1 protein-coding gene is annotated in these 501 nt (G+C 45.9%); it reads left to right on the forward strand.

Annotated features, from left to right (window positions below; genetic code table 11):
- Nucleotides 1–260: 260 nt before the first annotated feature.
- On the forward strand, nt 261–501 hold a 241-nt coding region (locus tag DJ69_RS18680), incomplete at its 3' end, for a hypothetical protein (protein WP_218962328.1).

Consider the following 501-nt stretch of genomic DNA (forward strand, 5'->3'; position numbering starts at 1 on the left):
CGGAACGGGCATCCGTACCATTGCGTGTCTGGATGACAATACGTCTTTCGCAGTCGATATAGCTCAGAAGCGTTCTGGAATACGCCTCAGAGGCTTTGTTGAAACCTCCAACTGGTGATAGTTTCACACCCTCAACTGCTCAGTACAGGTGCCTAACGAACCGTTATAGGACATGAGACATTCGGATTAGATTAAGAACCGACTTTCACTTTCGCTTTGATCACCTTAGTTTAAATAAAATACAGGAACGAAAACCATCTATGTCAGGATGGGGAGACTACGCAATCACGGCTGTTCGGTACAACAACGACGATACTCGGATCAAACAGGTTAATCGGAAGAAAGTGAAGCCAGATGTTCTCACGAATACCAAGACGGTTGACCGCTCAACCGTAGTAGCCGGTATCGAATCAGGTGACGATTACACTACCGCAATCTGGAACGAGGATTCAGAAAGTTGGAGTCTGGGTGATGAGATACACATACTCAGTACTTCACAAA

Origin of the sequence: Halorubrum persicum, from assembly GCF_002727125.1 — an archaeon.
GTDB lineage: Archaea > Halobacteriota > Halobacteria > Halobacteriales > Haloferacaceae > Halorubrum > Halorubrum persicum.